Below are 26,363 nucleotides of genomic sequence, written 5' to 3' on the forward strand. Positions count from 1 at the left end.
TCATGAAACTTAAAGTATTTTTATTTCTAAGTATTATTGGTTTTTTTACCAGTTTTGCACAAGAACTTGCCTTAGCTAGACTTGACGATGGAAAATACGGTTATATTAACACAGCTGGCGAGTGGCATATAAAACCACAATTTGAAAAAGCAAAAAGCTTTTCTGGCGATTTAGCAGAAGCCATGAATGACGATGGAAAATGGGGTTACATAAATCGCATTGGCGAATGGACAATTCCAGCACAATTTGATCGCGTTAAAGAATTTAACTCTGGAATAGCTGTAGTTGAAAATGAAAAAGAGTGGTTTTACATTAACACCAAAGGTGAAAAAACCCTAACTGATGTTAAAACCGATAAACTTTACGACTTTCAAGAAGGGTTTGCCCAAATAAGACAAGGTGATCTTGTTGGCTTTATTAACACTAAAGGTAACGTTGTTATTGCACCTAAATTCACTAAAGCATTCGATTTTGAAAATGGGTACTCTAAAGTTCGCGAAAACGACAAATGGGGATTAATAGACACCCAAGGAAACTATCATGTTAAAACCGTTTACGATGGTGTAAGCAATGTTTACAATGGCAACATTGTAGCCAATAAAGGCGATGATCATGGCCTAATAGTTAATGGCGAATTTAAAGTTGTTCCTGGTGCTGAAAAAATTTGGGATTTCCCTAATAACGGTAATATAACTTATGCTAAAAAAGATGGTGATATTGGCTATATAAACAATAAAGGTGAATGGGTTGTTAAACCTACTTACGATAAAGCAAGAGCATTCTCTAATGGTTTAGCCCCTGTTTGCAAAGGTAAAAAATGGGGTTATATTAATACTCAAGGAGATGTTGTTGTGCCTTTTGAGTATAGAGACGCCGAAATTTTTAGCAAAGATGGTTTAGCTCCTGTAAAAACAAAAAAACTTTGGGGCTTTATTAATAAAGAAGGCAAAATGGTTATTGGAGAAAAATATGGAATTTCTTCTGTTGGCTTTGGTGCTATTTTTGGAAATAAAGAAGAAAAAGGCTTTATTAATGGTCTAGCCAGAGTAAAATATGAAAAACAATGGATCTTTATCAATTCTGAAGATAAGCCTATAAATAGTTCTTGGTTTCAAAATCTAGAACTTTTTTACTAAAACTAAACTAACCCAACTAACAACTAAACCAACAATACATGAAATGCGCCCTAATTACAGGTGGATCTAGAGGTATTGGAAGCGCCATTTGCATACAATTAGCAAAAGACACCAATTACCATATTATAATTAATTATAACAGCAATCAAACTGCGGCTTTGGAAACACTCAAAGCTGTGGAAGCTGAAGGAAACACAGGAGAAATTATTCAATTTAATGTCTCTGATAACGAAAATGTAACCTCACAACTAAACACTTGGCAAGAAAACAATCCAGACGCCACAGTAGAAGTTATTGTTAACAACGCCGGAATTACCAAAGATGGTTTATTTATGTGGATGCCTAAAGAAGATTGGGACAATGTAATAAACACATCTCTTAACGGGTTTTACAATGTGACTAATTTCTTTATTCAAAAATTACTTAGAAACCGTTATGGTAGAATTGTAAATATAGCCTCCGTTTCTGGTGTAAAAGGTACAGCTGGGCAAACCAATTATTCTGCAGCAAAAGGCGCTTTAGTAGGTGCTACAAAAGCATTAGCTCAGGAAGTTGCTAAACGAAAAATAACGGTAAATGCTGTCGCTCCAGGATTTATTCAATCTGATATGACTGCAGAGTTAGATGAAAAAGAACTTAAAGGTATGATTCCTATGAACCGCTTTGGCACCCCAGAAGAAGTTGCCCATACAGTTTCTTTTTTAGTTTCGGATAAAGCATCGTATATTACAGGCGAGGTGATTAATATTAATGGAGGAATTTACTCTTAATTTATTTCGAGTATGACGAAACGTGTTGTGATTACAGGAATGGGTATTTATTCCTGTATAGGAGAAAACGTAAATAAAGTAAAAGAATCGCTATATAACGGTACATCTGGAATTGTTGTCGATGAAGAACGTATTGCATTTGGGTATCGCTCACCACTTACAGGTATGGTGCCTAAACCTAACTTAAAAAAAGCGCTTTCTAGAAGACAACGTATTAGCATGGGAGAAGAAAGCGAATATGCTTACATGGCTACCATAGAGGCTCTAGAAAATGCTAAAATTTCACAAGATTTTATAGACAATAACGAAGTTGGTATCTTATATGGTAACGATAGTACGGCTAAATCGGTTACCGAATCTAACGATAAAATTAGAGAGAAAAAAGACACCACTTTAGTGGGTAGTGGCGCTATTTTTAAAGGTATGAATTCTAGCGTCACCATGAATTTATCTACCATTTTTAAACTTACAGGTATTAATTTTACCGTAAGTGCAGCTTGTGCAAGTGGCTCGCATTCTATAGGTATGGCCTATCAGCTAATAAAAAGCGGATTACAAGACTGCATTATTTGTGGCGGCGCCCAAGAGATTAACAAACTCGCTATGGGTAGCTTTGATGGTTTAGGCGTATTTTCAACAAACACAAGCAACCCACAAGAAGCTTCAAGACCTTTTGATGTAGATAGAGACGGCTTAGTACCTAGCGGTGGAGCTGCAACATTAATACTAGAATCTTACGATTCGGCTGTAAAAAGAGGCGCCCCAATTTTAGGAGAAATTATAGGGTATGGCTTTTCTTCAAATGGAGAGCACATCTCTACACCTAACGTAAATGGCCCATCAAGAGCTATGAAAATGGCTCTAGAACAGGCAAACATTCCAGCCAATATCATAGACTATGTAAATGCTCACGCTACCTCAACACCTGTTGGCGATGCTAATGAAGCTAAAGCTATCTTTGAAGTCTTTGGCGAAAAAGGCCCTTTTGTAAGTTCCACAAAATCTATGACTGGACACGAATGTTGGATGGCTGGAGCCAGCGAAGTTATTTACTCGTTAATTATGATGAAATCTGGTTTTATTGCGCCTAGTATAAACTTAAATCAACCAGATGAAGACGCCGCAAAATTAAATTTAGTAAGTAAAACGTTAGATAAAAAATTTGATGTATTTTTGTCCAATTCTTTTGGATTTGGAGGAACAAATTCAGCATTAATAATAAAAAATATTTAGTGTGGTAATGGATAAAGAAGTTATTATTGAAAAAATAAACAACTTTCTTGTAGAAGAGTTTGAAGTAGAGAAAGATGACATTGCTCCTGAAGCTGACCTAAAAGAAACCTTAGAGTTAGACAGCTTAGATTTTGTTGACTTAGTAGTTGCTATCGAGTCTAACTTTGGTGTAAAATTAGTTGGTGAAGACTTTGTAAATGTAAAAACACTTCAAGATTTTTATAATCTTATTGAAAACAAATTAAGCTAAACATGTTTATGGTTTATGGCTACTGAGTGGAAAGGCAAGTCTAGAGGCACCGTTCTTGGGTACAAGATTTTTGTGTTTCTTATGAAAAAACTTGGCCTAGGTGCCGCTTATTTTGTATTGTACTTTGTAGCCACTTACTACACACTATTCTCCTACTCCAGTTCTAAATCTATCTTTTATTATTTTAATAAAAGGTTACACCTTACCTGGTTTAAAAGTCTTATAAACATCTATAAAAGTTACTATGTTTTTGGCCAAACCATTATAGATAAAGTCGCCATATCCTCTGGGTTACGAGACAGATTTACTTACGACTTTGATGGTATTAATTTAATACGAGACACCCTAAAAGCTAAAAAAGGCGGTGTTTTAATCAGTGCCCATGTTGGTAATTTTGAAATCGCCGAACACTTTTTTGGCGAACTAGAAGAACATGCTGCTATTAGTCTCTTAACAACCGATGTGGAACATTCGGCAATAAAAGAATACATAGAAAGCGTCACGGGGAAATCTAAAGTTAATCTTATTTTAATAAAAGAAGACCTTTCTCATATTTTTGAAATTAACGCCGCCCTAGCAAGAAACGAATTAGTTTGTATAACTGGCGACCGATTTATCCCTGGCACCAAATTTTTAACTCATGATTTATTAGGGAAAAATGCTAAATTCCCTGCTGGCCCATTTTTATTAGCATCACGATTAAATGTCCCTGTTTTATTCGTTTATGTTATGAAAGAAACCAATAAACATTATCATTTGTATGCTAGAAAATCTCAAGCAAAAAAACGAGATGCCAATATGTTATTGAAAGAATATACAGAAAGTGTATCTTGGATGCTTAAAAAATACCCATTACAATGGTTTAATTATTTTGATTTTTGGGACAAAACGCCAACCAAACCATGAAAAGAATTCTTGTATTACACTACTCCCAATCTGGGCAACTTACCGAAATTGTTAAAAACATCGCATCTTCATTTAAATCTAATGAAGACCTAACAGTCGATTTTCACAATATAACATTAACTAATCCTTTTCCATTTCCTTGGCCTAAAAAAGCCTTTTTCGAAGCATTTCCAGAAACTTACAAACAAATACCTGTACAAGTAGAGCCCGTTCCACAGGCTATTTTAAATAACAATTACGACTTAATTGTATTTGGATACCAAGTATGGTACTTAACACCATCGTTACCTATAACGTCTTTTCTGGAAACCAACGATGCAAAAAAACTATTTAAAAACACACCCGTTGTTACTGTTCTAGGCTGTAGAAACATGTGGATTATGGCGCAAGAAAAAATGAAAAAAAAGCTGTTGGACCTACAAGCTAATTTAGTAGGTAACATAGCTTTGGTAGATCGTCATATAAACCACGTAAGTGTTATTACCATTGGCCCTTGGATGTTTACTGGAGAAAAAAAGCACTATTTAGGTATTTTTCCAAAACCAGGTGTGTCTCAAAAAGATATTAACGAGTCTGAAAAATTCGGCCCAATAATATCTAAGCACCTATTAAACAATACACTAAACACATTACAAGACCAGCTATTAAAACATGATGCTGTAACTATAAAGCCATTTTTAATTACTACCGATAGAAAAGCCAATGTGATTTTCTCAAAATGGTCACAGTTTATTATTTCAAAAAGTGAAAAAAATACCCCAAAACGCTCACGATTGGTAAAAATGTTTAAATATTACCTTTTATTTGCCATTTGGGTTATTGCACCAATTGTTTTTATCTTATTTTTGTTGACTTATTTACCTTTGTATAATAAGATTAAAAAAGATAAAGCGTATTATGCATCTGTAGCTTACAAATAGTTGGGAATAAAAAATGAAGGAAGTTTACATTACTAGAATATCAAAATTTTTACCAAATCGTCCTATTTCAAACGACGAAATGGAAGATAAATTAGGTGCAATTAACGGAAAAACCTCTAAGGGAAGACGTATTGTACTTAGAAACAATCAAATTAAAACCAGATATTACGCCATAGATGATAATGGAAACATTACTCATAACAATGCTCAATTAACAAAAGAAGCCGTAGAAAATCTGTGCGATAAAGACTTTTCATCTCAAGATATCGAATTGCTATCTTGTGGTACTGGAAGTCCCGATCAAATTTTACCATCACATGCTGCTATGGTTCATGGGTTTTTAAAAAATGGCAATACAGAAATTAACTCGCCATCTGGTGCTTGTTGTTCTGGGATGAATGCTTTAAAATTTGGCTTCCTATCGGTTAAATCTGGACAAACCAACAATGCCGTAGTAACAGGTTCCGAAAGAATTTCATCTTGGATGAAATCTGATATATTCGAAGATGAAGTAAAACACCTGGAGGAATTAGAAGAACATCCTATTTTAGCATTTAATAAAGACTTTTTACGCTGGATGCTTTCCGACGGTGCTGGTGCATTTTTATTAGAAAATGAACCTAAAGGGCACTTACCTTTAAAAATAGAGTGGATGGAAGGTTACTCGTACGCTCATGAAATAGAAGCTTGCATGTATGCTGGTGGCGATAAGTTAGACAATGGCTTTTTAAAACCGTGGAGCGAATACCCAACTAGCGATTGGAGTAAAAAATCGTTATTTGCTATAAAACAAGATGTTAAACTTTTAGGTGCCAATATTTTAACAAAAGGTGTAGATAGTTTGAAAAAAACACTAGAAAAACATAACATGTCATCTAGCGAAATAGACTACTATTTACCACATATTTCCTCGTATTACTTTAAAGAAAATCTTTACGAAGAAATGAAAACCCAAGGCGTAGAAATACCATGGGAAAATTGGTTTATGAACTTATATAAAGTAGGAAATGTAGGAGCAGCATCTATCTACCTTATGCTAGAAGAACTTGTAAACTCTGGAAACCTAAAAAAAGGCGATAAAATACTATTATCTGTTCCTGAAAGTGCTCGATTCTCTTATGCTTATGCACTTTTAACCGTGTCGTAATTATGAATTCGCAATTACCAATACATCAAATTTCTGAACTCATTCCGCAAAAAGCACCATTTGTAATGGTGGATAAGCTTGTAGATTTTTCTAAAGAATTTGTTGTAGCCTCATTAAAAATAACACCCGAGAATATCTTTACAAAAAATGGGGTTTTCACAGAACCAGGTTTGGTAGAGCACATGGCGCAAACAGTAGCGCTTCATACAGGTTACGACTATTTTTTAAAGGGAGAGGAAGCACCAACAGGTTATATCGGCTCTATAAAAAAAATAGCCGTTTACAGCCTTCCTAAGCTTAACGAAATCATTACCACAAGAGCAGAGATTTTACACGAATTTATGGGCGTTACCATGGTAAGAGTTTCTACGTTTAATTCAGAAAATAAAGAAATTGCTTCTGGTGAAATGAAAACTGTTATTGCTAATGAGTAAGTTGTCATCATTAGATATCACCAAGTTTTTACCTCATCGCGCCCCATTTTTAATGGTAGATAAAGTCCTATCTATAAGCGACGACCATGTATCCACTTCATTTACAATACCTAAAGAAAATATTTTCAACTATCAAGGCTATTTCAATGAAGCTGGCTTAGTAGAAAATGCGGCGCAAACCTGTTCATCTATAGTAGGAAAAAGTTACTTTGAAGAAAGTGATACGCAGGGCGAAAAAACCAAACTTATTGGGTTTATTAGTGCCATAAAAAAAGTGCAAATAACCACCTGCCCTAAAGTTGAATCCTCTATTATTACAGAAGCGAATTTAATCTCTCGTTTTGATACCGATGCTTACAGTTTATGTACTTTGCAATGTAAGATCTCGCAAGACCATAAAGAATTATTATCTTGTGAGTTGAATTTAGTTATTCAAGAAATTAAATAACGCTTAGTATGAAGAAAGATGATGTACCACAAGATAAAGGCAGCTTAGAATCGGCCGATTTTAAAGAACTCTGCTATGCAGTCGATGAAAACGGCGAATATACCACCGTAAACAGCTCGGGTTGGACTCCAAAAACTATTGCCTTAGATAACGCTATTGAAGATATAAACGAACGTGTTGAAAATGCCAAAAAACGTGTGTTAAATAACGAAACCAGCCCTGTTGAATATTACATGGAATACCATAAAATGGATTTAGGTATTTTAGCAAGCTACGTTGGCTTATGGAAATGGCGTGTAAAACGTCATTTTAAGCCTAAGGTATTTTATAAATTATCAGAAAAAAAACTTCAAAAATACGCTGATGTTTTTGATGTTACTATTGAACAATTAAAAAACATCACCTTACATGGAAATTGATTTTACGCACCATCAATCAGCGCATTGCGAAAACGGCGTAGTGTCAAACCTCATGAAACATCATGGTTTTCAGGTTAGCGAACCTATGGTATTTGGTATTGGTTCTGGATTGTTGTTCTGCTATATTCCTTTTTTAATGGTAAATCACGCACCAGCCATTACGTATCGTGCTATGCCTGGATTTATCTTTAAACGCTTTGCTAATCGTGTAGGTATAAAAATTAAAAGAGAAAAATTTAAGCAACCAGCCAATGCTAAAAAACGCTTAGATGAAAACCTTAAAAAAGACAACCCTGTTGGGCTACAAGTAGGCGTTTACAACCTCGTTTACTTTCCAGATGAGTATCGGTTTCATTTTAACGCTCATAATTTAGTAGTATACGGAAAAGATCAAGATAACTACTTAATTAGCGATCCAGTAATGGAACATGTAACAACCCTAACCGATAAGCAATTAGAAAAAGTACGGTTTGCAAAAGGGGCTTTTGCTCCTAAAGGTCACATGTATTACCCTATTTATATTCCTAAAGAAATCACACTAGAAAAAGCCATAATTAAAGGGATAAAACATACCTGTCGCGATATGTTAGCGCCCATTCCTATTGTGGGAGTAAAAGGCATTAAAATGGTGTCTAAGCTTATAAGAAAATGGCCAAAGAAAAAAGGTGCTAAAGTGGCCAATCATTACTTGGGACAAATTGTGAGAATGCAAGAAGAAATTGGTACTGGCGGTGGTGGTTTTAGATATATTTTTGCAGCTTTTTTACAAGAAGCTAGTGGTATTTTAAATAATCCCAAATTAAAAGAGCTTTCTAAAGAGATGACACAAATTGGCGACTTATGGCGCGATTTTGCCCTAGATGCTTCCAGAATATATAAAAATAGAAGTGGTAAAACAGATGGTTATAATAATATTGCCGACCAATTAGAGCATATTGCAAACAAAGAAGAAGTGTTCTTTAAAAAACTTAAAAAAGCTATAAAATAGACTATGATTACCATTGAGCAAGTTTCAAAAAAATATAAAGGAGCCGATATGTTTTCGGTTTCTAATTTAAGCTTGCAAATACATGACAAAGAAATTTTTGGGCTTTTAGGCCCAAATGGTGCTGGAAAAACAACCCTAATCTCTATTTTATGTTCTTTAATTAAACCTACATCGGGTACATTTTCTATAAATAGTCTCACCTATAAGCAACATAAAAATCAATTAAAACAACTCATCGGTATTGTTCCTCAAGAATACGCCTTATACCCTACGCTTACTGCTTTTGAAAACTTAAAATACTTTGGAAGCATGTATGGGTTAAAAGGCAAACAACTAGACGAGCAAATTAACAATTCTTTAGAGCATTTAGGTCTTTTAAAGTTTGCCCATAAAAAAATAGGCACATTTTCTGGTGGCATGAAACGCCGTGTAAATTTAATTGCTAGCATTTTACATAATCCTAAAGTTTTGTTTTTAGACGAACCTACTGTTGGTGTTGATGTGCAATCGAAAAACGTTATTATTCAATATTTACAAGACCTAAACCAAAAAGGCACCACTATAATTTATACGTCACATCATTTAAACGAGGCTGAAAATTTTTGTACACGCGTTGCCATAATAGATCACGGTAAAATTATAACCAAAGGGCAGCCAAATAAATTAATTACAGAGTGTGATGGCGCTCATAACCTAGAAGATGTGTTTTTAAGTTTAACAGGGAAAGCCTTACGTGATCATGCATAAATTATTAGCCTCTACATATAAAGAGTTTTTATTATTATCAAGAGATATTGGTGGCATCGCTATACTCTTCATTATGCCTTTAGTGCTTATTGTTACCATAACCTTAATTCAAGATAGCACCTTTAAAACGGTTACCGATGTTACCATTCCTATTTTAGTGGTTGATAATGATAAAGACAATGTTTCAACAACTATTTTAAATGGCTTAAAAGATTCCAATGCATTCGAAATTATTACCAAAAGTCATGAAACAGAAGCTAAAGACCTTGTTTTTAAAGGTAAATATCAATTAGCTATTGTTATTCCAGATGGACTTACAACGGGATTACAATCTAAAATAGACCAAAATGTTGAAGAGCTTCTTGCAAAGTTTAGTTTAGAAGAAAACACTAAAAAAGAAAACACTGTTATAGAACAAAAAGAAGTCCGTTTATATTTCGATCCTGCAACGCAGTTATCTTTTAAAAGTTCTGTAAAAAATGGGATTGATAAAATGATTTCAAAAATTGAAACGCAAAGTATTTACCAAGCCTTTCAAGAGCAGATATCGGACGATCCTTCAGAAAAAATCTTCGAAACCGACAGTTTTATTACATTTAAAGAAGTTCTACCTGAAAATAAGCAAGAAGATTATATCCCAAATTCGGTACAACACAATGTTCCTGCATGGACGCTGTTTGCCATCTTCTTTATTATCGTACCACTATCAATAAATATTGTTAAAGAAAAAAGTCAAGGCACCTTTGTAAGATTACGCACCAATCCTGTATCGTATGCTACAGTTCTTGGTGGCAAAACCATTATTTATCTTATTGTTTGTTTAATTCAGTTTATATTAATGCTTTTAGTAGGTGTGTATCTTTTTCCTGCAATAGGATTACCAACTTTAGATGTTTCTGGAAGATTACCATTACTTTTTATAGTAGCTTTTTTTGCAGGCTTAGCAGCCATTGGCTTAGGATTGTTATTAGGTACTATTGCAAAAACACAAGAGCAGTCGGCACCTTTTGGTGCTACATTAGTTGTTATATTAGCGGCTATGGGAGGCGTTTGGGTGCCTGTTTTTATTATGCCAAAAATTATGCAAACACTGTCGCATATTTCACCAATGAATTGGGGCTTAAACGCCTTTTACGATGTGTTTTTAAGAAATGGAACCTTATTAGATTTACTCCCAGAGATTGCTTTATTACTTTTATTTTTTATTATTACAACAGGAATAGCCATAATTTACAATGAAAAGAAAAACGCAGTCTAAACATAACGAAATATCGCATTCAAGTAAGGTTAGGATTCGCTTTGTAGAAACCGATCCGCTAGGTATTGTGTGGCACGGAAACTATATTCAATATTTTGAAGATGGCCGTGAAGCTTTTGGAAGACATCATGGCATTTCATATTTAGATCAAAAAAAATATGGCTTTGCAACACCTATAGTTAAATCTAGTACAGACCATAAATTACCACTTCGTTATGGTGATATTGCAACCATAAAAACGATATATGTAGATACACCTGCGGCTAAAATGGTTTTTAGATACGAGGTTTACAATCAAAATGGCGATTTAGTTTGTACAGGAGAAACGGTACAAGTTTTTGTAGATAATATTGGCGAAGGTGATTTAGCCTTAACAGCTCCAGAGTTTTTTATCAATTGGAAAAAACAAGTTGGATTACTAAATGAGTAAGGTATATTTATCATATAACAACATTATCTCATCGTTAGGTTTTAATAGTAACTCTGTGGTTAATAAAATCCACGAAGGGGGTTCTGGATTAACAAAAATTCATGATACATCTATTTTACCAAACCCGTTTTATTCGTCGTTAATAAACGCACCCCATTTAGAAGCTGCTTTTAGTAAAATTACCTTAAAAAAAGACTATACCAAACTAGAAAAGATGATGATTACCTCGCTACACGATACCATTACCCAATCGGGTATTGAGGTAAATAATGAAAAAGTTGGCCTAATTATATCTACCACAAAAGGAAATATTGATGCCTTAGATACTAACAATCCATTTCCTGAAAACAGGAGTTATTTACACGAATTAGCACACACTATAACAGCACATTTTGGTTTTAAAAACAAGGCCATAACTGTTTCTAACGCGTGTGTTTCTGGTATTTTAGCCATTGCCATTGCTAAACGGTATATTCAACAAAAAATATACGATCATGTGTTTGTTGTAGGAGGCGATTTAGTGACAGAATTTATTTTATCGGGATTCAACTCGTTTCAAGCATTAAGCGAAGCCCCCTGTAAACCATACGATAAAAACAGAACAGGCATAAATATTGGCGAAATAGCGGCAAGTACTTTAATAACAAAAAACAACGCTAAATTAGCCCCAGAAGCTGTTGAAATACTTGGCGAAGGCTCTTGTAATGATGCTAATCATATTTCTGGCCCATCAAGAACTGGCGAAGGATTGTATAGAAGCATTCAGTCGGCCATGACGCAAGCAAATGTATCGCACCAAGATATCGATTATATTTCGGCTCACGGTACGGCAACTATGTATAATGACGAGATGGAAGCTATAGCCTTTAATCGTCATCATTTAGAAAATGTTCCTGTCAACAGTTTAAAAGGCTATTTTGGACACACTTTAGGAGCCTCTGGCCTAGTTGAAACTATTATAGGAGCGCATTCTTTATACAATAATACCTTGTATCCTTCATTAGGCTTTGAAGACATTGGTGTTACACAGCCTATTAATATAATAACAAAAACCACACCACAGCCTTTACATACTTTTTTAAAAACTGCTTCTGGTTTTGGAGGATGTAATACCGCTGTTATATTTAAAAAACATATCCACTAAAAATTATTTACCATGCAAAAAACCTCAATTAAAGCCATTGATGCCATACAAGAAGCTCATAAAATTGCATTTGCTCCTTTTGTATTTCAGGCCGTTGTTTCACTAAGAAAACTTGGGGTTTTTGATAAAATTTTTGAAAAAAGAAAGCAAAAAGGATTGCCTTTGGAAACACTTGCAAAAGAACTCTCTATCAGCGAATATGGTTTAGGTGTTTTGTTGGAAATAGCTGAAAGCTCTGAGATTGTTCAAAAAAACGATTTAGGTAATTACGAGTTAACAACTACGGGGTATTTTTTAAATTACAACGAAACAGTAAATGTCAACATTAATTTCACACAAGACGTTTGTTACAAAGGGCTTTTTCATTTAAACGATGCTATTAAAACAGGACAACCAGAAGGATTAAAAGAACTAGGCCAATGGAAAACCATTTACGAAGGGTTATCGCAATTACCAGAAAACATTCAAAAATCATGGTTTGAGTTTGATCACCATTATTCTGATGACATTTTTGAAGAGGCCTTAAAAATTGTATTCAAGAAAAAACCAAAAACACTATTTGATATTGGTGCCAATACTGGGAAATTCTCTATTTTATGTGGAAAAAATAGCGACATTAACATAACCATGATTGACTTACCTGGACAGCTTAACAAAGCCTTAAGCAATGTAAAAAAACAAGGGTTAGAAAATCAAATTAAGGGCTATCCAATCGATTGGCTTGAAGATAATAACAGTATCCCAAAAGGGGCAGATATTATATGGTTATGCCAATTTTTAGATTGTTTTTCTAAAGAAGAGATCCTAAGCATACTATCTACTTGCGTTGAAGCTATGGATGAGAATACCGAACTCATTATTACCGAAACGTATACAGACAGACAACGCTTTGATAACGCTAAATTTATCCTAGAAGCCACTTCGTTATACTTTACAGCTTTAGCAAACGGTAACAGTAAAATGTATGCCGCTAGCGATTTAATAGAACTTATAGACCAAGCCGGCATGACCATTCATGAAGATATTGCTTTAGGAGAATACCACACCATGCTAGTTTGTAAGAAAAAGTAACATGCACGACAATAAAAGTTACATATCGTCATTTTGCAGAATAAAAAACAATCACGTTACCTTGAATGGCGATACTGTTTTTTCTAAAGAAGGAACCTATTCAGAATTTATAAAATCGGCTTACAAAAACTTAGATATTAAATACCCTAAGTTCTTTAAAATGGACCGTTTAAGTAAATTAGCCTTTATAGCGGCTAACGTTGTACTAAACCATGAAAATGTAACTCCAGAACAAGAAGAAAACATAGCTATTGTGTTTTCAAATAAAGCCTCTAGTTTAGACTCCGATAGAACACACCAAACCTCTATTCAAAATAAAGAAAACTACTATCCAAGTCCTGCCGTTTTTGTGTACACATTACCAAACATTTGTATTGGAGAGATAAGTATAAAATATAAGCTTTATTCTGAAAATAGTTTTTTTATCTTTGACAACTTTAACGCAAAACACCTGCTTACCTATGCCAATAATTTATTGGATACAAAAAAAGCAGACAAAGTGCTTTGTGGCTGGGTAGAATATGATGGGAATAATTACGACGCTTTATTATATTTAGTTGGTAATAAAGGAAAAACAGAACATAATACAACAGAAATAAACACACTATATAACAGTTAATATGGACGCATTAAAACAAGAATTAAAAGAGAATTTAATCGAGCAATTAAATTTAGAAGACATGTCTCCTGAAGACATTGCAAATGATGATATGCTTTTTGGTGATGGATTAGGATTAGATTCCATTGATGCCTTGGAGCTTATTGTAATGTTAGACAAAAACTATGGTATAAAATTAACCGACCCTAAAGAAGGGCGTGCTATTTTTGAATCTATCAACACCATGGCTGCTTATATTTCAGAGCACAGAACTAAGTAATTATACATGGGTAAAGGCGTTGCCATAACAGGTATGGGCATTATTTCGGCCATTGGTAACAATGTGGCTGAAAACTATCAATCACTTATTAATGCCCAAAAAGGAATTTCTAGAGTAAAAAAAATTAACACCAATCATGTTAACGATATTATGGTTGGTGAAATTGCTTTTACTAATACCGAAATGGAACAGCAACTGCAGTTACCAAAAACCAATAATTATTCCAGAACAGCATTATTAGGTGCTTTAGCTGCCAAAGAAGCTTTTAAAAATGCACGCATAAAAGATGTCAATCAATACAAAACAGGACTTATTTCGGCCACAAGCGTTGGTGGTATGGATATGACCGAAAAGTATTTTTACGATTATCTTGAAAACCCAGAGACCCAAAAATATATTGAAGGGCATCATGCTGGTGACTCTACACAAAAAATAGCCGAACAATTAGGCATAAAAGAAAGTTTAGTCACAACTATAAGTACTGCCTGTTCATCGGCTGCAAATGCCATTATGTTAGGAGCGCGATTAATAAAAGCAGGAAAGTTAGATCGTGTTGTTGTAGGTGGGTCAGACTGTTTATCAAAATTTACCATTAACGGCTTTAAAACCCTAATGATTTTGTCCGATACTTACAGTACACCTTTCGATGATAACCGCAAAGGTCTTAACTTAGGCGAGGCAGCAGCCTTTTTAGTATTAGAATCGGATAAGGTTGTTGAAGCTGAGAACAAACCTGTTTTAGCTTACGTTAAAGGTTACGGCAATGCCAACGATGCGTTTCACCAAACAGCATCGTCAGATCATGGTGATGGCGCAACACTTGCTATGGAACAGGCCTTAAAGGTAGCTGGATATGCACCTAGCGATATAGATTATATAAACGCTCACGGCACTGCAACAGGCAATAACGATTTATCCGAAGGACGCGCTATTATACGCGTTTTTGGCAACCATGTTCCCGATTTTAGCTCAACAAAAGCCTATACAGGACACACACTTGCGGCTGCTGGAGCTATTGAAGCAGTTTATTCGGTTTTAGCGTTACAAAACAATATTATTTACCCGAATTTGAATTTTAAAACGCAAATGAAGGAATTTAATATAACGCCGCAACTCACTCTAAAAGAGAAAGAATTAAAAACGGTGCTTTCAAACTCTTTAGGATTTGGCGGAAATTGTTCAACGGTAATTTTTTCAAAAGAACAATAAATGAAAAACGTTTATATAAATAGTGTTGGTTCTATTTCAGCTCAAAAAACCTTTGATAATACTGAGTTTTTAAATGAGATTACCGAATATAATGACAACGTTATATTTGCTGTAAACCCTGTTTATAAAGATTACATTCCTCCTGCCGCAGCGAGACGTATGGCAAAGGGTATAAAAATGGGCATTGTCACTTCTAAAATAGCCCTTAAAGAAGCCAACATTAATCAAGTTGATGCCATAATTACAGGAACAGGTATGGGCTGTGTACGCGATTCGGAAAAGTTTGTTAGTGCTATTATAGATAACGACGAGCAATACTTAACGCCGACACCTTTTATACAATCTACACACAATACCGTTGGCGGGCAAATTGCTTTAGAACTAAACTGTAAAGGCTATAATTTTACGTATGTGCATTCAAGCATATCTTTTGAATCGGCTGTAATGGATGCTTTATTGCAATTACAGCTAGATGAAGCCAAACATATTCTTGTAGGTGGTGTTGATGAACTTGGTGATCATACAACTAAGATTCACAAAATTATAAATCATATAAAACCTGAAGCCATAACACCTACTAACTTACTTAAAAGTAAAACTGAAGGTGCCGTTTTTGGCGAAGGAGCTAACTTTTTTGTACTATCCAACGAGAAATCCAATACAAGTTACGCCGAAATTGTTTCGGTAAAAACATATAATACTCTTAAACAAGAAGCGTTAAAACAACAGGCTATAGCCTTTTTAAAAGAGCATGATTTAAGTACAAACGACCTTGATTTATTAATTTTAGGAAATAATGGCGATGTTAATTTTGATGCGTATTACCATACATTAAGCGAAACATTTTCTAAAACACCTCAAGCCTACTATAAGCATTTAAGTGGTGAGTTTAATACGGCATCGTCTTTTGGGTTTTGGTTGGCTTCAAAAGTTATTAAAACGCAAAGCCTTCCAGAGATTGTTAGGTTAAACGGCTTACAAACTTCACAATATAAAACCGTATTATTGTATAACCAGTATCGTGGAGAAAATCATAGTTTCACGTTGCTTCGTCAATGTTAAGGTTTAAAACGGTTACTCTTTTTACACTAGCTTTTCTGGTTATATGCTTATGTTTTTTCTTCTTAGGTATTATCCCTTTTTGGATTATTTTTATAAGTATAGCGTTATGGTTAGTAATAACAGGCTTAGGTTCTGGGCTTATAGGTTGGAACTATCATTTTAAATCGGTGTTATCAAATCCAAATGAAAAAGAAAACCGCATAGCCATTACGTTTGACGACGGCCCAAACCAAAATATAACACCAAAGGTTTTAGACCTTTTAGATAAACACAACGCTAAAGCCACATTTTTCTGTATTGGAAAACATATTGAAACATCACCTAACATTTTCAAAACAATTATTAATAAAGGGCACACTGTTGGAAACCATACCTACAGTCATGCTAATACATTTGGTTTTTTTTCAACTAAAAAAGTTATAGCTGAACTACAACAAACCCATCAAATTATCTTTAAACAATCTGGATTAAAAGCTAACTTATACCGTCCAGCATTTGGCGTAACCAATCCTAATATAAAATGTGCTATTAACCACTTAAAACTAATATCTATTGGGTGGAATAAACGCTCTTTAGACACAACATCTTTAAGTGAAAAAACTGTTTTAAACCGCATAACAGCAAACCTACAACCTGGCGACATTATTTTATTACACGACACAAGCGAGAAATCTTTACGTGTTTTGGAACAGTTATTGTTATTTTTGGAAAAAAAACAGTTTAAGTCGGTAACTGTAGACCAACTTTGTAACTTAAAACCTTATGCATAAACTTCTTTACATACTGTGTTTTGTTTGTTTTGGTATGCAAGCACAAACAAAAATGACGACAAGTGAAGCCCAAAACTTAAAAACACTTGTAAAATCTCAAGCCAAAACAACAAAAACAATTGTAAGCGATTTTACACAGTATAAACATTTAGATTTTTTATCTAATGATATTATTACCAAAGGCATGTTACATTTTAAAGCTCCAAATCTAGTTAAATGGGCCTATAATAAGCCTTTTCAATATACTGTGATATTTAAAAATGAAAGCCTTTTCATTAATGATGAAGGTAATAAAAGTCAAATAGATATTGGTTCCAGTCAAATGTTTAAACAACTAAACAAGCTTATTATTAAAAGTGTTAAAGGTGATATGTTTGATGATAATGAATTTGACATTTCCTACTTTAAAAATGATGGTAAAAGCAATGTTCATTTTAGCCCTAAAAATCCTGAGTTTTCAGAATATATTACCAGTTTTCAAATAACATTTAATAAAAAAGGCGATGTAGAAGACGTAAAAATGGTAGAGCCTTCGGGAGATTATACCAAAATTGTCTTTAGTAACCGAACCTTAAACACACCTTTAAACGATGCGGTATTTAACCCTTAGCTTTCTTGCTGTCTTCCTTTTTAGTTGTGGATCTTATCCTAAGAAACAACAATTAAAACCTATAGAAAGCGCATTAAACGTGTTTTCAAATCCCTATTTTTCCAATACCAGTAAAGACTATATTTATAAAGCTAATATTAGCGCATATGGCAAATCGTTTAGTGGGTTATTTATTGTAAAAAAGATAGAAAAAAACCAACATCGAGTAGCATTTACTACCGAAATGGGCAATAAAATATTCGACTTTACCATTACAGACAATGCCTTTAGTGTTAACTATATTTTAGACGATTTAAACCGAAAACTATTACTCAACGTTTTAAAACAAGATTTTACAACACTAGTAAAAGAAAACGTAGACATTTCAGGAGTTTTTGTAAAAGACAATGCCTCTTTTTTTGAAACTCAAATTTTAGATAAACCACATTATTATGTCACTAAAAACAATAGTCTTAGTCAAATAGTAAGTGTAAAAAACGGAAAAGCGAAGACAGTATTTAGCTTTTCAAAAATAAATGATAATATTGCAAATAAAATAACCATAACACACCATAACATAACGCTAAAAATCAATTTAAAATCTATAAATTAACACCTTATGAAAAAATCAATTATATTTTTATTGTTTGTTGCATTAAGTGTAACCGCATTTTCGCAAGTAAAAGTACGTCCTGGGGTAAGGCTAGGGTTAAACTTATCTTCGGTTTCAAACATTGATCATGCCGATGCTAAAATTGGCCCCAATGCTGCAATCTTTGCAAACATCCGTTTTGCTAATTTTTATGCGTTACAACCAGAAGCCACTTATAGTAATCAAGGGGCAAAAGACGCTATTCGTTATTATAACTATGGTAACTCTTTTGATCCAGGGTATTATTACTATTCTGAAGATTTAAGCATCCATTACCTTGGAGTGGCTTTGGCTAATAAATTTTATATTGTTCCAAATGTTGGAGTTCATTTAATTGTTGGCCCTGCCATAGATGTAAAAGTAGCCGATAATCTAGATGATGACTCCATTATACCAGTAGATTTCTCTCTTTTTGGTGGTGTTGGTTACGAGTTTCCTTTTGGGCTTGGTATAGAAGCACGATACAAACAAGGCCTCTTAGATATTAGAGACGACTTCTATGATAATTATGATGAAGATAATGATGATTTTTGGAGTAGCGACTCTGTACTTAATGGTTCAATACAATTTGGCGTTTATTATAAATTTGACTTTTAATCCATGCTAATAAAGGATTTTTATATACTTAATCATTTAGCTGTTGCCGATAACGTGGCAACAGCTAATATTACAATCAATAAAGACCATGAGGTTTTTAATGGACATTTTCCAGACAACCCTGTAACACCAGGCGTTTGTATGATGCAAATTATTAAAGAGCTTACACAACAAGTTGTAAATAAAACGTTGTTTATGGAAGCGTCTAGCAACGTAAAATTCATGGCTATTATTAACCCTGAAAAAACACCAGACTTAACTCTTACGCTTAATATTACAGAAGAGGACACACACATTAAAGTAAAAAACGTTACTAAGTTTAACGATACTGTGGCCTTAAAATTGAACACAACATTCAAAATCATGTAATATGAGATTGTTATTGCTTTCTGTTTTATGCCTAGTAACTACTCAAAATCTGGATTTAAGCAAGATTAGAGAAACCTATAAAGAAGCTGCTAACGACTCAACCAAAGTAGAGGCTTTTTACAACTCACTACAATCTGTCTCAAAAAAGGACCATGTGGCTTTAGTGGCCTATAAAGGAGCCTCTATTGCATTAAAAGCAAGACATGCTAAAACCATAAAAGAAAAAAAGAGTGGCTTTGTAGAAGGTGTTTCTTTAATAGAATACACCATAGAAAAAGAACCCAATGCTATAGAACCTCGTTTTATACGACTTGGTATTCAAGAAAACTCTCCAAAGATTTTAGGGTATAACAAAGACCTCGACGCTGATAAAACCTTTCTTTTAAAACAATTTAAACACATACGTTCATCTAACCTTAAAAATCATATTAAAGACTATATTTTACAATCTAAAGTCTTTACAGATGAAGAAAAAAACGTAATTTCGACACAATAACCATTAAGCTCTCACTAAAACGTGAACCCAAGCCTTGCTAACCAAAAAATAGACAGCTTAAATGTTTGTGTGCTCATTCCCACTTACAATAACGACCGTACATTACAACGTGTTATAGATGGTGTTTTAGAGTACACAAATCACATCATTATTGTAAACGATGGTGCCACAGATAACACAAAAAATATCCTCTCCAAGTACGACAACTTAACCATCATTACGTTTACAGAAAATAAAGGCAAAGGTGTTGCTTTGAGAGAAGGATTTAAAAAAGCCATACATTTAGGGTACGATTTTGCAATAACTATCGATTCTGATGGGCAGCACTTCCCTAACGACATTCCTGTTTTTATTAACGCTCTGGAACAACATCAAACAAAAAATGTGCTGTTTATTGGCGCTAGAAATATGGAACAAGAAGGTGTTCCTGGGAAAAGCAGTTTTGGCAATAAATTTTCTAATTTTTGGTTTTGGTTTGAAACAGGTATAAAACTACAAGACACACAATCGGGGTTTAGGTTATATCCATTACAAGTCATTAAAAACCTGCGTTTTTTCACAACAAAATTCGAATTTGAAATTGAAGTCATTGTTAAATCGGCATGGAAAAATGTCGATGTAAAAAACATTCCCATTCAAGTCCTTTACGATGAAAACGAACGCGTATCACATTTTAGACCCTTTAAAGACTTTACCCGTATAAGCATTTTAAACACCTGGCTTGTGTTTTTAACCTTAGTATATATTAAGCCAAGAAACTTTTTTAAGAATTTTAAAAAAAAAGGCGTTAAACAATTTTTTATTGAAGACGTTTTAGGGAGTTACGACTCCCCTAAGAAAAAAGCACTTTCAATTGCTCTAGGAGTCTTTATTGGTTTAACACCTTTATGGGGGTTGCATAGTGTGTTGGTTATTTTTTTGGCTATTTTTTTAAATCTTAATAAAGCCATTGCGTTTGCCTTTTCCAATGTAAGTATCCCGCCTTTTATTCCTTTTATAATTTATACGAGCACAAAAATTGGTGAGAAAATTTTAGGCGTACAAAACACCTACAAACTGGACGAAATCACGCAGAATTTTGAATTTGTAAAACACTTAAAAACGTACATTGTTGGCAGTTTTACTTTGGCCACTATTTCGGCTTGTATTTTTGGTATAATTAGTTATCTTTTCTTTTTAATGTTCAATAAAAAGAATACAGCAAGAAACCATGGTTGATTTCTTTTATAATCTCTTTAAAAAAATCCAATCTAATAAGCTATTAGGTATACTTGGATTTCTTATTCTTTTATTAGGGCTTGGCTATTTTAGTTCGAAAATTACGTTTGAAGAAGATATTACAAAACTTATTCCTACTAACGATAAAAATGCCGAAGCACAAAAGGTTTTAAAAACGGTAAATTTTGCCGATAAAATTATCGTTCATATCTCTACAAAACCAAATGGCAATATTAACGACTTAACCCAATATGCCGAGGTTTTTATAGATAGTTTAAACCAAAACGCAGCAAATTATATTACATCTATTCAAGGTAAGGTTGAGGACAAAGCTATTGGTAATACTATGGACTTTGTTTACAACAACTTACCCCTTTTTATTAATCCTTCAGATTATAAAAACATTGCACAAAAACTAAATGAAGACAGTATAGATGTGGTTACTAAAGGTAATTACAAAACCTTAGTATCGCCCTCTGGAATTGTGGCTAAAAAAACCATTTTGAAAGATCCATTAGGATTGTCGTTTATCGGACTTAAAAAACTTCAAAACTTAAGTATTGGTGATGGATTTAGTGTTCAAAATGGATTTGTTGTTAGTAAAGACAAAAAACATGTACTGTTATTTATTTCACCTAAACACGCCTCTAGTGAAACTGCCGAAAATGCTGAGCTTTCAAACATTTTATATCGTTTAAACAATGAACTTAATACTGTTTATGGCAAAAAAGTAACCGCCGAATATTTTGGAGGCGCTTTAATTGCAGTTGAAAACGCCAAACAAATAAAACACGACATACAATTTACTGTAGGCATTGCTATGACGGTGTTACTTATTATTCTTATTGTGTTTTACAAAAAATTGCTACTCCCTATTATTTTATTTATTCCTACAGTAGTTGGGGCTTTATTAGCGATTACGGTATTGTATGTTATACGCGATAAAATTTCGGCCATATCTTTAGGAATTGGATCGGTGCTTTTGGGTGTAACTTTAGATTATGCCTTACATATTCTTACTCACATAAGAAGTAACAATAATATTAAATCGTTATACGAAGAGATTTCGAAACCTGTTTTAATGAGTAGTTTAACTACTGCTTTAGCTTTTTTATGCTTACTATTTTTAAACTCTCAAGCACTACAAGATTTAGGTATTTTTGCCGCTATTAGCGTTATTGGCGCTTCAGTATTTGCCCTTATTTTTATACCTCAAGTATATCGACAACAACAAGAAAAACGGCAAACTACAACCATAATCGATAAGTTTTCGGCCATTCCGTTGCATAAAAAAACAAGCGTTTTTATAGGCTTGGGCATTTTATTAATTATATCGTGTTTTACGTATAACAACGTCTCGTTTAATAACGATATTACCAAATTAAATTACGAGCCACCTAAACTTATGGCTGCTCAAAAACGATTAGACTCGCTCACTAACATCGCATCAAAATCGGTTTATATAGCGGCTTACGGAACAACTCTAGAAGACGCTTTAGTAGCTAATGATATTGTTTATAAAAAACTATCGACCTTAAAAGAAAACGGTAACATTCTTAATTTTAGTTCTATTGGGGCTTTAGTTCAGTCTCATGCTTTGCAAGAAAAAAAACTTATTGAGTGGCATTCGTTTTGGAACGATTCTATTAAAAAGGTTACAAAAACCCAACTGATTGAAAGTGGTTCTAAACTAGGGTTTAAACCTAAAACATATCAACCTTTTTACAATTTATTACAACGTGATTTCACGACATTAAGTCGTAACGATTACAACACGTTAAGCACTATAAATGTATCAGATTATATTTCTACAAAACAGCAATTTACAACGGTAACTTCGTTAGTAAAATTAGATCACAATCAGTTAGAGCAACTCAACAATACATTTCAACCGTTACCCAACACACTTGTTATTGATAGGCAAGGAATGAACGAAACCTTTTTAGGCAATTTAAAAAACGACTTTAATCGCTTAGTAGGTTATTCTTTAATTGTGGTATTGCTTGTTTTATTAGTGTTCTACCGAAGTTTTTCATTAACTCTAGTAACAAGTATCCCTATTGCATTAACATGGTTTACAACCATTGGTTTAATGGGGTTATTAGGTATAGAGTTTAATATTTTTAATATTATTATTTCCACCTTTATTTTTGGCTTAGGCGTGGATTATAGTATTTTTATTACGAATGGTTTGCTTCATGAACACAGAACTGGTGAACGCAAATTACCAACACATAAAACCTCGGTAATTTTATCGGTTATTACAACTATTTTAGGCGTTGGTATTATGATATTTGCCAAGCATCCTGCTTTATATACCATTTCTTTAGTTTCTATTATTGGTATTCTTTCTGCATTGCTTATATCGTTTACAATACAACCTATATTATTCAAGTTATTTATTGGTAGTAAAACTAAACGCCCAATAAGTTTTAGGGTTTTAATACACTCTATGATATCGTTTCTATATTATGGTTTAGGCACGTTTTTATTACCGCTTTTAGGAATGCTCTTGTTTAAAATTATACCTATTAGCAAGAAAGTAAAAATGCCTTGGTTTCATAAAATTGCTGGTAAATTCTTAACATCGGTTTTATATTCTAATCCATTTGTGAAGAAAAAAATCATCAATACTACTGGAGAAACATTTGAAAAACCTGCTGTTATTATTGCTAATCACACGTCATTTTTAGACACTTTAGCCATTGAAATGCTACACCATAAAGTCATTTTTCTGGTTAACGATTGGGTATATAACTCGCCTGTATTTGGCCAAGTAATGAAATTTGTAGGATACTATCCCGTTTCCGAAGGCATTGAAGGTGGTTTGGATCACCTTCAAACTAAAATAGATCAAGGGTATTCTTTAGTTGTCTTTCCAGAAGGTACACGTTCGTACACCAACAAAATGAAACGTTTTCATAAAGGCGCCTTCTTTTTAGCCGATAAATTTAATCTAGATATTTTACCCGTTTTTATTCATGGTAATTCCGAAGTTATTCCTAAAGGCAGTTTCCCTATTAGAAATGGAAGCATAACACTAAATGTATTGCCTAGAATAACGCCAGAGAATATAAATTTTGGAACAACACCTAGAGAACGTACAAAAAAAATAAGCGCTTATTTTAAACAAGCTTTTATCGATTTTAGAAAAACTTTTGAAAACGACACGTATTTTCATAGCTTAGTTTTAGAAGAATATCGCTACAAAGGGGATGCGTTATATCACACCGTAAAAAACGACTTAAAATCTTACAGCAAAACATATAAAAGTATTTTAGATACTGTGGATAAAAAAGCCACTATTATTCATGCCACAAAAGACTCTGGAGAACTAGATGTGCTTTTAGCTTTAGATGGTCCAGGAAGAAACATAACATCAATAATTAAAAGCTCGTCAACAAGGCAAATTTTAAACAACAGCTATATCGCTAACACACATTATAACATTCAGTTTGTAGATAATATTACGCTTTCTAATATTAACAAACCACTTACGCTAATTATCAGTACACCGCAACTTTCTAACACTATAAAGAACTTACTAAAAAGTCCATGGCCAGTTTCTTGTATTTTATTAAAAGATGGTAAAGCACTTAACAGTACTTTAATTGAAAAATTTAAGTATCATGTACAAACCGAAGATAACAACATTATAAGCTTAAAAAAATGAAAACATACGATGTTGTTATAATAGGAAGCGGTTTAGGCGGATTGGTTTCTGCACTTATTTTAGCCAAAGAAGGTTACCGTGTTTGTGTTTTAGAAAAAAATCAACAATTTGGGGGTAACCTACAAACATTCTCTAGAAACAAAACCATTTTCGATACTGGTGTACATTACATAGGCGGCTTGGAAAAAGGGCAAAATCTACATTCGCTTTTTCATTTTTTAGGTATCATGAAGGACCTCAACCTTAAAAAAATGGATGAAGATGGCTTTGATATTATAACTTTTGACGACGACCCTAATGAATACCCACAAGCGCAAAGCTATTCTAATTTTAAAGCACAACTTTTAAACTATTTCCCCGAAGAAGCCCAAGCTATAGAGGCTTATTGTGATAAAATGGCTTCGGTTTGCGATAAATTTCCTCTTTACAACTTAAAAAAAGGAGCGCCCTATGACTTATCAGTATTCCAAGAATCGGCAAAAGAGGTTATCGATAAGTTAACTAAAAACGAGACCTTAAAAGCTGTTTTAGCAGGATCTAACTATTTATATGCTGGAGAAGGCAATAAAACGCCGTTTTATGTTCACGCCCTTTCTATTAATTCCTACATAAAAAGTGCTTACAGATGTGTTAACGGTGGTAGCCAAATAACAAAGCTTCTTATCAAACAAATTAAAGCTTTTGGTGGCGATGTGTTTAAACACCATGAAGTTTTAAAAATTACTACTAAAAATAAATCAGTACATAATGTTATTTGTACTAATGGGAGTGAATTTTCGGGAAACACATTTATATCTAATATAGAGCCTAAACTCACGCTAAAAATGATAGGCGATAGCCCATTAAAAAAGGCTTATATAAATAGAATTAACACCATAGAAAACACCATTGCTGCTTTTAGCGTTTATATTGTTTTTAAACCTCATACATTTAAATATTTCAATAAAAATTATTACCATTTTAAAAGTAAAGAATGCGTTTGGAATTCGCATAACTACACTCAGGAAACATGGCCAGAAGGCTATATGATTTCGTTAGGCGTTAAAAAAAATGCTTCAGAGTTTGCCGAAAACATGACTGTAATGACCTACATGCGATACGACGAAGTAAAACCTTGGGAACATACCACAAATACCGTTGCTAAAAAAAATGATCGTGGTGAAACCTACGAAGCTTTCAAGCAGCAAAAAACAGAAAAGGTACTTGATGAAATAGAAAAAAAATTTCCAAATATAAGATCGTGCATTCAAGAGGTTTATGCCTCAACACCTCTTTCTTACCGCGACTATATTGGTTCGCATAATGGCGGCATGTATGGATATGCTAAAGATGTTAATAAACCTATGCAAGCCATAGTTTCTCCCAAAACTAAAATAGATAACTTATTGTTTACAGGACAAAGCTTAAACATGCATGGTATTTTAGGCGTTACTATTGGTGCTGTTATTACGTGTTCGCAGTTACTTGGTATGGACTATTTAGTCGATAAAATTGTAGCAGCCAATCAAAAAACATAGTTCACTGTAAATATAAATTCGGTAATCGTTAA

General features: G+C 33.7%; 29 protein-coding genes. All 29 read left to right on the forward strand.

Annotated elements, in window-relative coordinates:
* Positions 1-2 precede the first annotated feature (2 nt).
* From EJA19_RS00390 to EJA19_RS00530, 29 genes are read left to right on the forward strand one after another with little or no spacing between them, the layout of a single operon-like run.
* On the forward strand, positions 3-1,136 hold the full coding sequence (locus tag EJA19_RS00390) for a WG repeat-containing protein (protein ID WP_125466363.1): 1,134 nt from the start codon (positions 3-5) through the stop codon (positions 1,134-1,136).
* 38 nt (positions 1,137-1,174) lie between these two features.
* On the forward strand, positions 1,175-1,906 hold the full coding sequence (gene fabG, locus EJA19_RS00395; RefSeq protein WP_125466364.1) for a 3-oxoacyl-ACP reductase FabG: 732 nt from the start codon (positions 1,175-1,177) through the stop codon (positions 1,904-1,906).
* Positions 1,907-1,918: 12 nt separating this feature from the next.
* Positions 1,919-3,139 (forward strand): beta-ketoacyl-[acyl-carrier-protein] synthase family protein, encoded by a 1,221-nt coding sequence (locus EJA19_RS00400; protein WP_125466365.1) that lies wholly within the window; start codon positions 1,919-1,921, stop codon positions 3,137-3,139.
* 7 nt (positions 3,140-3,146) lie between these two features.
* Positions 3,147-3,389, forward strand: coding sequence for an acyl carrier protein (locus EJA19_RS00405; RefSeq protein WP_125466366.1), 243 nt, complete (start codon positions 3,147-3,149; stop codon positions 3,387-3,389).
* Positions 3,390-3,404: 15 nt separating this feature from the next.
* Entirely contained in the window at positions 3,405-4,295 is an 891-nt protein-coding gene (locus EJA19_RS00410; RefSeq protein ID WP_125466367.1) for an LpxL/LpxP family acyltransferase, read from the forward strand.
* Complete coding sequence (locus EJA19_RS00415) at positions 4,292-5,215, forward strand: dialkylrecorsinol condensing enzyme DarA (RefSeq protein WP_125466368.1); 924 nt, start codon at positions 4,292-4,294, stop codon at positions 5,213-5,215. Before EJA19_RS00410 ends, EJA19_RS00415 begins: the two co-directional genes overlap by 4 nt.
* A gap of 13 nt (positions 5,216-5,228) precedes the next feature.
* Positions 5,229-6,362 carry a beta-ketoacyl-ACP synthase III gene (locus EJA19_RS00420; RefSeq protein ID WP_125466369.1) on the forward strand — a complete coding sequence of 378 codons (1,134 nt, stop codon included), beginning with the start codon at positions 5,229-5,231 and terminating at the stop codon, positions 6,360-6,362.
* Between the two features lie 2 nt (positions 6,363-6,364).
* Entirely contained in the window at positions 6,365-6,796 is a 432-nt protein-coding gene (locus EJA19_RS00425; RefSeq protein WP_125466370.1) for a hypothetical protein, read from the forward strand.
* The gene (locus EJA19_RS00430; protein ID WP_125466371.1) at positions 6,789-7,244 is read left to right on the forward strand and encodes an ABC transporter permease; all 456 of its coding nucleotides are present in this window, start codon (positions 6,789-6,791) and stop codon (positions 7,242-7,244) included. The genes EJA19_RS00425 and EJA19_RS00430 overlap by 8 nt, the downstream gene beginning before the upstream one ends.
* Positions 7,245-7,252: 8 nt before the next feature.
* Positions 7,253-7,663, forward strand: a complete 411-nt coding sequence (locus EJA19_RS00435; protein WP_125466372.1) for a hypothetical protein — start codon at positions 7,253-7,255, stop codon at positions 7,661-7,663.
* On the forward strand, positions 7,653-8,651 hold the full coding sequence (locus EJA19_RS00440) for a BtrH N-terminal domain-containing protein (RefSeq protein ID WP_125466373.1): 999 nt from the start codon (positions 7,653-7,655) through the stop codon (positions 8,649-8,651). Before EJA19_RS00435 ends, EJA19_RS00440 begins: the two co-directional genes overlap by 11 nt.
* Positions 8,652-8,654: 3 nt before the next feature.
* Complete coding sequence (locus tag EJA19_RS00445; protein ID WP_125466374.1) at positions 8,655-9,398, forward strand: ABC transporter ATP-binding protein; 744 nt, start codon at positions 8,655-8,657, stop codon at positions 9,396-9,398.
* A complete protein-coding gene (locus tag EJA19_RS00450; protein ID WP_125466375.1) occupies positions 9,391-10,656 on the forward strand; it encodes an ABC transporter permease in 1,266 nt (421 codons plus the stop codon). Before EJA19_RS00445 ends, EJA19_RS00450 begins: the two co-directional genes overlap by 8 nt.
* Positions 10,634-11,086: an acyl-CoA thioesterase gene (locus tag EJA19_RS00455; protein ID WP_125466376.1), complete on the forward strand. Its 453-nt coding sequence runs from the start codon at positions 10,634-10,636 to the stop codon at positions 11,084-11,086. The genes EJA19_RS00450 and EJA19_RS00455 overlap by 23 nt, the downstream gene beginning before the upstream one ends.
* The gene (locus EJA19_RS00460; RefSeq protein ID WP_125466377.1) at positions 11,079-12,230 is read left to right on the forward strand and encodes a beta-ketoacyl-[acyl-carrier-protein] synthase family protein; all 1,152 of its coding nucleotides are present in this window, start codon (positions 11,079-11,081) and stop codon (positions 12,228-12,230) included. Before EJA19_RS00455 ends, EJA19_RS00460 begins: the two co-directional genes overlap by 8 nt.
* A 12-nt stretch (positions 12,231-12,242) precedes the next feature.
* Positions 12,243-13,301: a class I SAM-dependent methyltransferase gene (locus EJA19_RS00465; protein WP_125466378.1), complete on the forward strand. Its 1,059-nt coding sequence runs from the start codon at positions 12,243-12,245 to the stop codon at positions 13,299-13,301.
* Between the two features lies 1 nt (position 13,302).
* Complete coding sequence (locus EJA19_RS00470; protein WP_125466379.1) at positions 13,303-13,920, forward strand: 3-oxoacyl-ACP synthase; 618 nt, start codon at positions 13,303-13,305, stop codon at positions 13,918-13,920.
* 1 nt (position 13,921) lies between these two features.
* Positions 13,922-14,179 carry a phosphopantetheine-binding protein gene (locus tag EJA19_RS00475; RefSeq protein ID WP_125466380.1) on the forward strand — a complete coding sequence of 86 codons (258 nt, stop codon included), beginning with the start codon at positions 13,922-13,924 and terminating at the stop codon, positions 14,177-14,179.
* A gap of 6 nt (positions 14,180-14,185) precedes the next feature.
* Positions 14,186-15,388, forward strand: coding sequence for a beta-ketoacyl-[acyl-carrier-protein] synthase family protein (locus EJA19_RS00480; RefSeq protein ID WP_125466381.1), 1,203 nt, complete (start codon positions 14,186-14,188; stop codon positions 15,386-15,388).
* Positions 15,389-16,450 carry a beta-ketoacyl synthase N-terminal-like domain-containing protein gene (locus EJA19_RS00485; protein WP_125466382.1) on the forward strand — a complete coding sequence of 354 codons (1,062 nt, stop codon included), beginning with the start codon at positions 15,389-15,391 and terminating at the stop codon, positions 16,448-16,450. It begins immediately after the preceding gene.
* Positions 16,444-17,220, forward strand: a complete 777-nt coding sequence (locus EJA19_RS00490; protein WP_125466383.1) for a polysaccharide deacetylase family protein — start codon at positions 16,444-16,446, stop codon at positions 17,218-17,220. Before EJA19_RS00485 ends, EJA19_RS00490 begins: the two co-directional genes overlap by 7 nt.
* Positions 17,213-17,830 (forward strand): LolA family protein, encoded by a 618-nt coding sequence (locus EJA19_RS00495; RefSeq protein ID WP_240640175.1) that lies wholly within the window; start codon positions 17,213-17,215, stop codon positions 17,828-17,830. The genes EJA19_RS00490 and EJA19_RS00495 overlap by 8 nt, the downstream gene beginning before the upstream one ends.
* On the forward strand, positions 17,811-18,422 hold the full coding sequence (locus EJA19_RS00500; RefSeq protein WP_125466384.1) for a hypothetical protein: 612 nt from the start codon (positions 17,811-17,813) through the stop codon (positions 18,420-18,422). Before EJA19_RS00495 ends, EJA19_RS00500 begins: the two co-directional genes overlap by 20 nt.
* A gap of 6 nt (positions 18,423-18,428) precedes the next feature.
* Positions 18,429-19,058 (forward strand): porin family protein, encoded by a 630-nt coding sequence (locus tag EJA19_RS00505; RefSeq protein WP_125466385.1) that lies wholly within the window; start codon positions 18,429-18,431, stop codon positions 19,056-19,058.
* A 3-nt stretch (positions 19,059-19,061) separates the two neighbouring features.
* A complete protein-coding gene (locus EJA19_RS00510; RefSeq protein WP_125466386.1) occupies positions 19,062-19,427 on the forward strand; it encodes a hotdog family protein in 366 nt (121 codons plus the stop codon).
* A gap of 1 nt (position 19,428) precedes the next feature.
* Positions 19,429-19,923 carry a hypothetical protein gene (locus tag EJA19_RS00515; protein ID WP_125466387.1) on the forward strand — a complete coding sequence of 165 codons (495 nt, stop codon included), beginning with the start codon at positions 19,429-19,431 and terminating at the stop codon, positions 19,921-19,923.
* 21 nt (positions 19,924-19,944) lie between these two features.
* Positions 19,945-21,141 carry a DUF2062 domain-containing protein gene (locus EJA19_RS00520; protein WP_125466388.1) on the forward strand — a complete coding sequence of 399 codons (1,197 nt, stop codon included), beginning with the start codon at positions 19,945-19,947 and terminating at the stop codon, positions 21,139-21,141.
* The gene (locus EJA19_RS00525; RefSeq protein WP_125466389.1) at positions 21,134-24,814 is read left to right on the forward strand and encodes an MMPL family transporter; all 3,681 of its coding nucleotides are present in this window, start codon (positions 21,134-21,136) and stop codon (positions 24,812-24,814) included. Before EJA19_RS00520 ends, EJA19_RS00525 begins: the two co-directional genes overlap by 8 nt.
* Complete coding sequence (locus EJA19_RS00530) at positions 24,811-26,331, forward strand: phytoene desaturase family protein (protein WP_125466390.1); 1,521 nt, start codon at positions 24,811-24,813, stop codon at positions 26,329-26,331. Before EJA19_RS00525 ends, EJA19_RS00530 begins: the two co-directional genes overlap by 4 nt.
* Positions 26,332-26,363: the final 32 nt, after the last annotated feature.

The sequence above is a fragment of the Mangrovimonas spongiae genome (assembly GCF_003944795.1).
In the GTDB taxonomy this organism is placed as follows: Bacteria; Bacteroidota; Bacteroidia; order Flavobacteriales; family Flavobacteriaceae; genus Mangrovimonas; species Mangrovimonas spongiae.

What these genes read in the sequence shown, in the direction of transcription:
- EJA19_RS00390 (WP_125466363.1), top strand. Translation starts at nt 3, where the DNA reads ATGAAACTTAAAGTATTTTTATTTCTAAGTATTATTGGTTTTTTTACC.
- fabG (WP_125466364.1), top strand. Translation starts at nt 1,175, where the DNA reads ATGAAATGCGCCCTAATTACAGGTGGATCTAGAGGTATTGGAAGCGCC.
- EJA19_RS00400 (WP_125466365.1), top strand. Translation starts at nt 1,919, where the DNA reads ATGACGAAACGTGTTGTGATTACAGGAATGGGTATTTATTCCTGTATA.
- EJA19_RS00405 (WP_125466366.1), top strand. Translation starts at nt 3,147, where the DNA reads ATGGATAAAGAAGTTATTATTGAAAAAATAAACAACTTTCTTGTAGAA.
- EJA19_RS00410 (WP_125466367.1), top strand. Translation starts at nt 3,405, where the DNA reads ATGGCTACTGAGTGGAAAGGCAAGTCTAGAGGCACCGTTCTTGGGTAC.
- EJA19_RS00415 (WP_125466368.1), top strand. Translation starts at nt 4,292, where the DNA reads ATGAAAAGAATTCTTGTATTACACTACTCCCAATCTGGGCAACTTACC.
- EJA19_RS00420 (WP_125466369.1), top strand. Translation starts at nt 5,229, where the DNA reads ATGAAGGAAGTTTACATTACTAGAATATCAAAATTTTTACCAAATCGT.
- EJA19_RS00425 (WP_125466370.1), top strand. Translation starts at nt 6,365, where the DNA reads ATGAATTCGCAATTACCAATACATCAAATTTCTGAACTCATTCCGCAA.
- EJA19_RS00430 (WP_125466371.1), top strand. Translation starts at nt 6,789, where the DNA reads ATGAGTAAGTTGTCATCATTAGATATCACCAAGTTTTTACCTCATCGC.
- EJA19_RS00435 (WP_125466372.1), top strand. Translation starts at nt 7,253, where the DNA reads ATGAAGAAAGATGATGTACCACAAGATAAAGGCAGCTTAGAATCGGCC.
- EJA19_RS00440 (WP_125466373.1), top strand. Translation starts at nt 7,653, where the DNA reads ATGGAAATTGATTTTACGCACCATCAATCAGCGCATTGCGAAAACGGC.
- EJA19_RS00445 (WP_125466374.1), top strand. Translation starts at nt 8,655, where the DNA reads ATGATTACCATTGAGCAAGTTTCAAAAAAATATAAAGGAGCCGATATG.
- EJA19_RS00450 (WP_125466375.1), top strand. Translation starts at nt 9,391, where the DNA reads ATGCATAAATTATTAGCCTCTACATATAAAGAGTTTTTATTATTATCA.
- EJA19_RS00455 (WP_125466376.1), top strand. Translation starts at nt 10,634, where the DNA reads ATGAAAAGAAAAACGCAGTCTAAACATAACGAAATATCGCATTCAAGT.
- EJA19_RS00460 (WP_125466377.1), top strand. Translation starts at nt 11,079, where the DNA reads ATGAGTAAGGTATATTTATCATATAACAACATTATCTCATCGTTAGGT.
- EJA19_RS00465 (WP_125466378.1), top strand. Translation starts at nt 12,243, where the DNA reads ATGCAAAAAACCTCAATTAAAGCCATTGATGCCATACAAGAAGCTCAT.
- EJA19_RS00470 (WP_125466379.1), top strand. Translation starts at nt 13,303, where the DNA reads ATGCACGACAATAAAAGTTACATATCGTCATTTTGCAGAATAAAAAAC.
- EJA19_RS00475 (WP_125466380.1), top strand. Translation starts at nt 13,922, where the DNA reads ATGGACGCATTAAAACAAGAATTAAAAGAGAATTTAATCGAGCAATTA.
- EJA19_RS00480 (WP_125466381.1), top strand. Translation starts at nt 14,186, where the DNA reads ATGGGTAAAGGCGTTGCCATAACAGGTATGGGCATTATTTCGGCCATT.
- EJA19_RS00485 (WP_125466382.1), top strand. Translation starts at nt 15,389, where the DNA reads ATGAAAAACGTTTATATAAATAGTGTTGGTTCTATTTCAGCTCAAAAA.
- EJA19_RS00490 (WP_125466383.1), top strand. Translation starts at nt 16,444, where the DNA reads ATGTTAAGGTTTAAAACGGTTACTCTTTTTACACTAGCTTTTCTGGTT.
- EJA19_RS00495 (WP_240640175.1), top strand. Translation starts at nt 17,213, where the DNA reads ATGCATAAACTTCTTTACATACTGTGTTTTGTTTGTTTTGGTATGCAA.
- EJA19_RS00500 (WP_125466384.1), top strand. Translation starts at nt 17,811, where the DNA reads ATGCGGTATTTAACCCTTAGCTTTCTTGCTGTCTTCCTTTTTAGTTGT.
- EJA19_RS00505 (WP_125466385.1), top strand. Translation starts at nt 18,429, where the DNA reads ATGAAAAAATCAATTATATTTTTATTGTTTGTTGCATTAAGTGTAACC.
- EJA19_RS00510 (WP_125466386.1), top strand. Translation starts at nt 19,062, where the DNA reads ATGCTAATAAAGGATTTTTATATACTTAATCATTTAGCTGTTGCCGAT.
- EJA19_RS00515 (WP_125466387.1), top strand. Translation starts at nt 19,429, where the DNA reads ATGAGATTGTTATTGCTTTCTGTTTTATGCCTAGTAACTACTCAAAAT.
- EJA19_RS00525 (WP_125466389.1), top strand. Translation starts at nt 21,134, where the DNA reads ATGGTTGATTTCTTTTATAATCTCTTTAAAAAAATCCAATCTAATAAG.
- EJA19_RS00530 (WP_125466390.1), top strand. Translation starts at nt 24,811, where the DNA reads ATGAAAACATACGATGTTGTTATAATAGGAAGCGGTTTAGGCGGATTG.